At 62.5% G+C, this 9,319-nt stretch carries 6 protein-coding genes and 1 pseudogene; 4 read left to right on the top strand and 3 right to left on the bottom strand.

The genetic code is table 11. The annotated features are described in order from the left end of the window. Positions 1-369: 369 nt before the first annotated feature. Positions 370-1,014, bottom strand: a complete 645-nt coding sequence (locus OKB81_RS17745) for a glutathione S-transferase family protein (RefSeq protein WP_053288199.1) — start codon at positions 1,012-1,014, stop codon at positions 370-372. A gap of 258 nt (positions 1,015-1,272) precedes the next feature. On the opposite strand from OKB81_RS17745, the gene OKB81_RS17740 reads away from it, so the two are divergent. The 4 genes from OKB81_RS17740 to OKB81_RS17725 all read left to right on the top strand — a co-directional run bounded on the left by OKB81_RS17740 (position 1,273) and on the right by OKB81_RS17725 (position 5,608). Beyond that, positions 1,273-2,457, top strand: a complete 1,185-nt coding sequence (locus tag OKB81_RS17740) for an acyltransferase family protein (protein ID WP_053288200.1) — start codon at positions 1,273-1,275, stop codon at positions 2,455-2,457. 348 nt (positions 2,458-2,805) lie between these two features. Then, a complete protein-coding gene (gene selD, locus OKB81_RS17735) occupies positions 2,806-3,843 on the top strand; it encodes a selenide, water dikinase SelD (RefSeq protein WP_053288201.1) in 1,038 nt (345 codons plus the stop codon). Continuing rightward, entirely contained in the window at positions 3,840-4,970 is a 1,131-nt protein-coding gene (mnmH, locus tag OKB81_RS17730) for a tRNA 2-selenouridine(34) synthase MnmH (protein WP_270805349.1), read from the top strand. Before selD ends, mnmH begins: the two co-directional genes overlap by 4 nt. Beyond that, positions 4,964-5,608 (top strand): MBL fold metallo-hydrolase, encoded by a 645-nt coding sequence (locus OKB81_RS17725; RefSeq protein WP_053288203.1) that lies wholly within the window; start codon positions 4,964-4,966, stop codon positions 5,606-5,608. The genes mnmH and OKB81_RS17725 overlap by 7 nt, the downstream gene beginning before the upstream one ends. Here OKB81_RS17725 and OKB81_RS17720 read toward each other — a convergent pair. Both OKB81_RS17720 and OKB81_RS17710 read right to left on the bottom strand, forming a co-directional pair. Further along, positions 5,584-6,600, bottom strand: coding sequence for a response regulator (locus OKB81_RS17720; RefSeq protein WP_039039149.1), 1,017 nt, complete (start codon positions 6,598-6,600; stop codon positions 5,584-5,586). The genes OKB81_RS17725 and OKB81_RS17720 overlap by 25 nt on opposite strands. Continuing rightward, positions 6,597-9,243 (bottom strand): annotated as a pseudogene (locus OKB81_RS17710) (response regulator); the annotation flags it as partial. The pseudogene OKB81_RS17710 and the gene OKB81_RS17720, both read right to left, overlap by 4 nt. Positions 9,244-9,319 lie beyond the last annotated feature (76 nt).

Raw genomic sequence — 9,319 nt, 5'->3', positions numbered from 1 at the left:
ATGACGGGCCAGCCTTATCCTGACGTATTCAACCTGACCTCGGCTTAGTCAAGCCGGGGCCGGTGAACGGTTACCTTCGACTGACGACAGCCATCCTCAATCAAAGGTTGCCGTATCGTTAACCCGATTCTCATCTCTCTTTCACTACACAACCCACCAGCAGAGACATGCCCGGCATTTGCTTTATGCAAAAGCATGAAATATTACGCATCAACATTCAAAAATCCTCGGGGAAATATCAGCCATAAACGCATACCCACTCATCCGAATGAATATTGCTGTCTTTTCTCTGCTGTTGATAACGCCATATCCTGTCCGCCTCGTACATTGTCTGGGCGGCAGTGCCCCGCCCACCACAAATCATCCCGCTCAATCACGCGCTGGCGCGCCCAGCGGGAAGTAGTGTCGAAATGGCCTCGCCTCCTCCACCACCCGCACGATGGAGGGATGATTGAGCAGACGGGCGCGATAGGCACGCAGACGACCATAGCCAGCCGGGATCTCGTGGGCCCAGTCGGCGTAGAAGAGCGAGGGGGCTGCGGCGCAATCGGCCAGCGTGAAGTCTGCGCCGGCAATCCAGTGGCGTCCTTCCAGTCGCTGATCAAGCCAGGGGTAGATCTGATTGAGCATCTCGCGGGCCTCCGCTACGCCATAGCGGTCGCGATCCGCGACCGGGCGCAGCGCATCCAGCACCACTTTTTGCATCGGCGTCATCACATAGTTGTCGAAGACGCGATCCAGCATATGCACCTCCAGACCCGCATCGCCGGGCGGGATCAGGCTGACGGGACCCGGATGGTGCGCCTGCAGATGGGCGACGATGGTGCTGCTCTCGAGGATGCAGCGACCGTCATCCAGCAACACCGGGAAGCGCTTGAGTGGCCAAAGGGCGGCAAGTTCGGCGTTCGCCGCCGGCTCTTCGAGATTCCGATACTCGAACGGGGTGGCATTCTCGTAAAGGGCGATCAGCACTTTCTGGCTGTAGGACGAAAAGGGGTGGGCATAGAGTTTCATGGGGATATTCCTGACGCTCAGAGGGATGACTTCCCTAGTCTAGATCCCCTCTCTATTTTCGATGCGTCCCTATCCCATGCTGGTTTTGGGATGATAAACGCCCATTCATGACGGCAGTCACACTCGTATGACTCTCTTTTAAGTAGGGTGATCCCGCCTGGGCCGCCAAGCCGGGGCTGCCGACTCATCAGGATTGATGAGCGGCACCACAACAAAAATTGATGTCAGGCCAAGCTGAACATCATCAAGGATCCCGTCATGAATCAATCATTGCCACTGTTGACGCCGCTGCGGGGCATCGCTGCCCTGATGGTGGTGCTATTCCACGCCCGCTTGCTGCTCTTTCCCCAGTGGATGGAGTCGATCGCCGGCCACACCCAACTCATCGAGAACGGCTACCTCTGGGTCGATCTGTTCTTTATTTTGAGCGGGCTGGTGCTGGCCCACGTCTACGGGGAGGCCTTCGCCCGCACGCCCCGCACCATTGGTTATGGCCGCTTCCTCTGGCTGCGGCTCACCCGGGTGTATCCCCTCTACCTGGTGACCCTGCTGCTGCTGGTTGGCTGGGAGCTCTACAAGGCCCACCACGGGATTGGCTTCTACGCCGGCCCCCTGTTCAAGATGTGGGAGTGGGAGGGGATGCCTCCTTTTGGTTCCCCCTTTACCCCGGCCGAGGCGCTGCCAAGCAGCCTGTTGCTGCTGCAGGTGGTGACCGATCACGGATTGACCTGGAACTTCGCCGCCTGGTCGCTCAGCGTGGAGTGGATTAGCTATCTGCTGTTTCCGCTGCTCATTCCCCTCGCCGTCACCCGCAGCCGCTGGAGCAACCTCGCCCCCTTGCTGGCCCTGACGGTGCTGGCCTTTATCGTGCACAGTCGCGGTACCCTGGATGTCACCAGCGGGGCGCTGGCCATCGGGCGCGGGGTGAGTGAATTCGTGCTCGGCCTCTGGCTGCTGCCCAAGGTGAAGGCTGCCCGCCAGTGGTCCATGATGCAGCAAGATCTGCCGCTGCTGCTCGCCTTTCTGCTCCCCTTAGCACTGATGCAGTTCACCATGACACCGTTGTTGACCCTGCTGCTGATCAGCGCCTACGTGTTGCTAATCTGGATTGCCGCCTGCCAGGGCGATCGCCAGAGCCCGCTGCTGCGCCTCCTGGACAACCGCTTCACCAACTGGCTGGGGGATCTCTCCTACTCCATCTACCTGCTCCACGCCCTGGTGTTGCTCACCGGCTGCGAGCTTGTCCACTCTCTGGCGCCGGGGCTCACCGCGTGGTGGTACGCCCAGACCAACCCCTTGCTGGGGGTGCTGGCCACCCTGTTGATGCTCGCCGTGCTGATCGGGCTCTCGGCGCTGAGCTACACCCTGCTGGAGCGGCCGCTGCAACGGCGACTGCGCCGGCTAGGCAAGGCTCCCCAACCAGTGATGGAGCAAGCTGGCTAGTTTCCGTCACCACATGCAGCCCCGATGCAAGACCAGCACGTCGTCGGGGCGGCTCAAAGTGAGACTAGCCTGAGCAAGGCGAAGGGCACGGATCTTTTTGAACCCGACAATCCCCTGCGCTTTGTGTGAATTCCAGTTCGAACCAGAGCGGCCATTTGTGGCATAATGGCCCGTCCTGTGGTCCTCGGCGGGGCTTCGCCGGCGCATCCTTGCCCTCCTCCCGTCCTGCCAGGCAGCCTGACATCACTGTGTTCACAGGCCGCCAGGGCCACCCTATTTTTGCGCGCACATTTGACGGTGCCACAGCAGTTATTTGCACACGCAAGTCTGCCCACACAAGGGGAAAGCATGTCTTCCATTCGTCTGACCCAATACAGCCACGGCGCTGGCTGCGGTTGCAAAATCTCCCCCAAGGTGCTCGACACCATCTTGAAGAGCCAGATCCCGGGCTTTGACGACCCCACCCTGGTGGTCGGCAACAGCAGCAAAGATGACGCCGCCGTGGTGGACATAGGTAACGGTCAGGGCATCGTCTCCACCACCGACTTCTTCATGCCCATCGTCGACGATCCCTTCACCTTCGGTCGCATCGCCGCCACCAACGCCATCAGCGATATCTACGCCATGGGCGGCAAACCCATCGTCGCCATCGCCATCCTCGGCTGGCCCGTCAACATACTCGCACCTGAAGTGGCCCAGCAGGTGATCGACGGGGGTCGCCAGGTGTGTCACGAGGCGGGCATTTCTCTGGCAGGCGGTCACAGCATCGACGCCCCCGAGCCCATCTTTGGTCTTGCGGTGACCGGTATCGTGCCGCTCGACGCCATCAAGCAAAATGACACCGCCCAGGTGGGCGACACCCTCTATCTGACCAAGCCCCTTGGCATCGGCATCCTCACCACAGCCCAGAAGAAGGGCAAGCTCAAGCCCGAGCATGAGCAACTGGCCCCGGATGCCATGTGCACCCTCAACAAGATTGGCCAGCGCTTCGCCGCCTTACCCGGCGTACACGCCATGACCGACGTGACCGGTTTTGGACTGGCAGGCCACCTGTTGGAGATGTGCGAAGGTTCCGGCGTCAGTGCCCGCCTGGACTTCAAGGCGCTGCCGCTGCTTGACGAGGTGGATTACTACCTGAGTGAGGGCTGCGTACCGGGCGGTACCCTGCGCAACTTCGACTCCTATGGTGACAAGCTGGGTGCCATGGATGATCGCACCCGCAACATCCTGTGTGACCCGCAGACCAGCGGCGGCCTGCTGGTGGCCGTCGGTAAAGAAAGTGAAGCCGAGCTCCTTGCCATTGCCGCACAGGCAGGGCTGACCCTCTCTCCCATCGGCCAGTTGCAGGCCCGCACCGGCAACCAGTTCATCGAGGTTGTCCAATGAGTGCCCTGCCACTGGCCACGGATTACGCCCAGATCTTTTTGGATGAGGTTCCACTCATCGATCTGCGTGCCCCCGTCGAGTTCAAGGAAGGGGCCTTTCCCACCGCCGTCAGCCTGCCGCTGATGACGGACGAGGAGCGTGCCCGGGTCGGTACCTGTTACAAGCAGGAGGGACAGGCCGCAGCCATCACCCTGGGCCATCAACTGGTGGGTGGCGCGGTGCGCGCCGCGCGCATGGAAGGCTGGCTGGCCAGGTTGCGCCAGCAACCCGACGCCCTGCTCTACTGTTTTCGCGGCGGCCTGCGCTCCCAGACAGTGCAGCAGTGGCTGGCCGAGGCCGGCATCACCCGCCCCCGGGTCGCGGGCGGCTACAAGGCGCTGCGCCACTTTCTCATCGAGACCCAGGCGAAGGCCAGTGCAGAGTGCGACTGGACCGTGCTGACCGGCATGACCGGCTCCGGCAAGACCCACATGCTGGCGCACATCACCCAGGCGGTGGATCTGGAAGGGCACGCCCGTCACAGGGGGTCGTCGTTTGGCCAGCTGCCGGGTGGGCAACCCGGCAACATCGACTTCGAAAACCGGCTTGCCATCGAGCTGCTTCAGCGTCGCAACCGGGGGGAATCACAGTTTGTGCTGGAAGACGAGAGCCGTCTCATCGGTCGCTGCGCCCTGCCACTCAACCTTTATGAGGCCATGTGCCGGGCTCCTCTGGTGGTGGTGGAGGTGCCGCAGGAGGCACGGGCCGAGCAGATCCGCACCGATTACGTGCAGGATCTCTGGCTGCACTATCTGGAGTTCCATGGGCCAGATGCAGGCTGGCCGCTGTTTGCCGGCTACCTCACCGACGCCATGGCCAGGCTCAAGCGCCGACTCGGTGACAAGGATTATCGCGAACTCGATGGGTTGTTGCAGGCCGCCCTCAGGGAACAGGCCCAGAGCGGGGACACCCGCGCCCATCTGGTCTGGATCAGACTGCTGCTGACTCGCTACTATGACCCCATGTACCGCTATCAGCTGGACAACAAGCGCGAGCGGATCCTGTTTCGTGGTGACAAGGAGGCCTGCCTCGCCTTCTTCGCCAAACGCTCCCCCCTTCAGACCCCTCAGGAGAGTCCCACATGTTGAAGTTCGAGGTGATCCCGGTCACCCAGTTCGCCCAGAATTGTTCGCTTATCTGGTGTGACGAGACCCGCCAGGCTGCCCTCGTCGATCCCGGCGGCGAGGCGGACAAGCTGCTGGCCGCCATTGCCAAACGGGGGCTGACCCTAACCCATATCCTGCTGACCCACGGCCATCTGGATCACGTGGGCGCCGCCGCCGAGCTGCGCGAGAGAACCGGTATCGCCATTACCGGCCCCCACAAGGAGGATGCTTTCTGGCTCGATATCCTGCCCCAGCAGAGCCAGATGTTCGGCTTTGCCCATACTCCGGCCTTTACACCGGATAGCTGGCTCGAACAGGGTGACAAGGTACAGGTTGGCAAATGCGAGCTGGAGGTCTATTTCTGCCCGGGCCACACTCCGGGCCACATCGTGCTGCTCTGCCAGGCAGAACGCCTCGCATGGGTGGGGGATGTGCTCTTTGCCGGCAGCATAGGCCGCACCGATTTCCCGCGCGGGGATCACGGGACGCTGATCAGGTCGATTACCGAGACCCTGCTGCCGCTCGGGGATGAGATCGTCTTTATTCCGGGCCATGGCCCGAGCTCCACCTTTGGTCACGAACGGGCCAGCAATCCCTATCTGACACAGCCCATCTGGTAATCCCCCCGCTCCTCGCGGGCATCCCATTGCGCCTTGAGGCGCAAGATCTCCGGCATGATCTCGAGAAAACGGGAGAGCAGCCGGGGATCGAAGTGCTGGCCTGCACCATCGCGCATGGTAGCCAGCACCCGGTCCAGGGGCCAGGGCTCCTTGTAGGGACGACGCACGCTCAGGGCGTCAAAGACGTCAGCGATGGCCACTATCCGCGACGCCTCGGGGATCCCCTCACCGGTCTCGCCAGCGGGGTAGCCCGAGCCGTCCCATTTCTCGTGGTGGTGCAGGGCAATCTCCGCCGCCATGCGAAAAATGGGGGCATCGGATCGCCTCAGGATCTCGTAACCGATGCGTGGATGACTTCGCATGATGACCCACTCCTCCTCGGTGAGGGGGCCGGGCTTCTTGAGGATGTGATCGGGGATACCAATCTTGCCCATGTCGTGCATGGGGGCCGCCAGCTCCAGCAGATCCGACTGCTCCGGGCTCCAGCCCGCCGCATCAGCCAGGGCCCGGGCGTATGCGGCCATGCGCCAGATATGCACCCCCGTGTCGGTGTCGTTGTAGTGGCCCGCCTCGCTCAGCATGACGATGGCGGTGCGATAGCTGCACTCGAGCTGATCGAGGCGCACCAGGGAGAGATGATTGCGCACCCGGGCACGCACCGTGCTCGGACAGACCGGCTTGTAGATATAATCCACTCCGCCCGCCTCGAACCCCTGGCTCTCGCTGTCTGCGTTGTCGCTCGCGGTGATAAAGAGCACCGGGATCCCGGCGTGAGCCGGATCGGCCTTGAGCCGGCGGCACACTTCGTAACCATCCATGTCGGGCATGCGCACGTCCAGCAGGATAAGTGCCGGCTCGTGACGCCCCACGGCGGCCAACCCCTCCTCTCCCCCTTTGGCAAAGAAGAGGTTGTACTCCTCTTTGAGGATTTGCCGCAGCAACCCGAGGTTGCTCGGCTCGTCGTCGATGATCAGCACGCGCGGTCGACTCATGGCGCAGGTTCCTCCCGATCCTCCAGATAATCCTCCAGCTTGCGGGTGGCGAACGGGATATCGAACAGCTCCAGGGCTGCACCTATCTCGCTCACCAGCTCGCAAGGCAAGTGACTCCTTGCCTGGCTCAGCGCCGGCTCAATCAGATCCAGATCCTCGCTCACCAGGGCCTGATGCAGGGCGTGCAGGCAGACCTCCCGCGCCTCCTCCTGGGCCAGCGGGGAGCTGACCGCGCCCGGCATAGGTATCAATGGAGTGTTGTGCCCGCTCCAGGGCCTCGAGGAAGGGCGCGATAAGCTGGCTGGTGTCGCCACCCTGCTCGATGGCCTCGTTCAACTCGGCACTGATACGCGCCACATCGGTGAGCGACAGGCTGCCCGCCACCCCCTTGATCTTGTGGGTCAGACTCGCGGCCGCATCGGTCTCGTGCTGGGCGATGTAACCCGGCAACACGGTACCGACCGTCATGTAGTCATCGCGAAAACGCCGCAGGTATTTGAGGTAGATAGAGGCTTCACCCCAGTTGCGCAGTCCGGTATCGATATCGATGCCGGCCACCGGCTCGTGGGGGAGTAGTTCGTCGTTCACGGTGAGCGGCAGGACAACGTCCGGCAGATAACGCAGCAAGGTCGCGATGAGCTGCTCCACATCGAGCGGCTTGGCGATGAAGTCGTTCATGCCAGAGGCCAATGCCGCCTCCCGCTGATCCTTGAATACCCCTGCGGTGAGAGCCAGCACGGGAGTCTCCTCCCGCCCCGGCAGCAGGCGCAGGCGACGGGTCGCCTCGTAGCCATCCATCACCGGCATCTGCACATCCATGAGCACCAGATCGATGCGCCGGGCCGGATCTGCCAGGCAGGCCAGGGCTCGCTCCCCGTCGATGGCGGTGATCACCTCGGCCCCCTCCCGTTGCAGCAAGCGGGTCGCCACCTCAAGGTTGATGTCGCTGTCATCCACCAGCAGTATGTGCACGCCCGGCAGGCGCAGACGGCGCTGGCCACTCTCAAGGGGCTCCACATGCTCGCGCTTCTCGTGGATGAGACGCGCCACCGCATTGTAAAGACTGGAGCCGGTGACCGGTTTGTGCAGTACCAGGTCCACCTGATCCGAGCCGGGGCGGTGCATCAGTTCATCCTGGGAATAGGCGGTCGCCATGATGATGATGGGTGAACGCTCCTGCTGCTCGAAGGCGCGGCGAATGGCCAGGCAGGTCTCGAGCCCGTCCATGCCCGGCATGATCCAGTCGAGCAGGATCACGTCGAAACGCTCCCCCTGGCGCAGCAGATGGTGCAGCGCCTGCTCACCGGACTCCACCACCCGCGACTGCCATCCGAGGGAACCCACCGTCATCGACAGGGCGTCGCGGGTCACCTGATTGTCGTCGGCGATGAGCAGCGAGATGTGCTGCAGGCGCTCGTTCAAGGCCTCGGGCCGCTCCACCTGCTCCAGCCGGACGCGGAACCAGAATTCGCTCCCCTTGCCAAGCTCGCTGGTGACGCCGATATCCCCCCCCATCAGATTCACCAGGCGGCGACTGATGGTCAGACCAAGCCCGGTGCCCCCGAAGCGGCGACTGGTGGAGGAGTCTGCCTGGGAGAAGGCATTGAAAATGTTTGCCTGCTGCTCGGGGGGAATGCCGATCCCGGTGTCGCGCACCCGAAACAGCAAGGTGGCCATGCCGTCTTGCTCTGATTCCAGCACAACCTTGACCTCCACCTCGCCGCGTTCGGTAAACTTGATAGCATTGCCGGTCAGGTTGAGCAGCACCTGCTCGAGGCGCAGGGCGTCCCCAATCAGATGGGAAACCGGCTCGGGGGCACTGCTCACCACCAGTTCGAGGTGCTTCTGGCCAACGCAGGTGGACATGATGGCCGCCACGTGATCGAGCACCTCTTCGAGACTGAATGGCACCCGCTCAAGCTCGAGCCGACCCGACTCAATCTTGGAGAAATCGAGGATGTCGTTGATGATCCCGAGCAGCGCCTGCCCGGCCTGGTGGATTTTGCGCACCAGGGCATGCTGACCATCCTCGAGCCCTCCCTGTTCGAGCAGGTAGGTCAGCCCCATGATGGCGTTCATGGGGGTGCGGATCTCGTGGCTCATGTTGGCGATGAAATCACCTTTGACCTGTGCCAACCTGGCCGCTTCCTGCTGGGCCAGTTGCTCCTTGTGCCTGCTGCGCACCAGTGCAGCCACACCGGCACCAAACAACAGCAGCAGCACGGCGCTGGCGGCCAAGATGATCCCCCAGATATGAGTGCGAATGGCCTGCAGCTCGCTGTGCGGCACCAGGGACGCGGCTTTCCAGATCAGCTGATCATGATTCTGTGCCGGGTACAGGGTGGTCCAGCTCCAGAGTCCGTCGGCAGACTCCATCTGGCCGTTTGATGCGTCCCAGAACGCCTGCCAGGCCTGGGGAGAAGTCTGCTTCAGAGTCAGATCCGGGCGCTCGAGCATGAAGCCCCACTCCCGGGATGGGTCCGGGCTGCGCAGCCAGTATCCGTCCTGGTTGAACAGCATGATGTGATCGGCTGCCTTGCCGCGGTTGTCGGCAAACTCCTTGAGCATACGGGCAGCCTGAACGTTGATTAGCAGCAGACCAAGATCACGTCCCCCAAGGCGCAGACGCTTGGCAATGCGGATCTTGACATCCTCCCCCACCTTAGCGCTTCGCGTCACAGGAGGGGGATCCCCATTACTGGGTGATAGCTGCTCGCGC

Origin of the sequence: Aeromonas sp. QDB56 (assembly GCF_027705505.1) — a bacterium.
GTDB classification, from domain to species: domain Bacteria; phylum Pseudomonadota; class Gammaproteobacteria; order Enterobacterales; family Aeromonadaceae; genus Aeromonas; species Aeromonas caviae.
The sequence above is the reverse complement of the archived record's forward strand: the minus strand, read 5'-3'. Positions and strand labels throughout refer to the sequence as shown.

Bases quoted from the DNA above. Each gene is read 5' to 3' on its own strand.
- OKB81_RS17745 (WP_053288199.1), bottom strand. From the start codon at position 1,014: ATGAAACTCTATGCCCACCCCTTTTCGTCCTACAGCCAGAAAGTGCTG.
- selD (WP_053288201.1), top strand. From the start codon at position 2,806: ATGTCTTCCATTCGTCTGACCCAATACAGCCACGGCGCTGGCTGCGGT.
- OKB81_RS17720 (WP_039039149.1), bottom strand. From the start codon at position 6,600: ATGAGTCGACCGCGCGTGCTGATCATCGACGACGAGCCGAGCAACCTC.
- OKB81_RS17725 (WP_053288203.1), top strand. From the start codon at position 4,964: ATGTTGAAGTTCGAGGTGATCCCGGTCACCCAGTTCGCCCAGAATTGT.
- mnmH (WP_270805349.1), top strand. From the start codon at position 3,840: ATGAGTGCCCTGCCACTGGCCACGGATTACGCCCAGATCTTTTTGGAT.
- OKB81_RS17740 (WP_053288200.1), top strand. From the start codon at position 1,273: ATGAATCAATCATTGCCACTGTTGACGCCGCTGCGGGGCATCGCTGCC.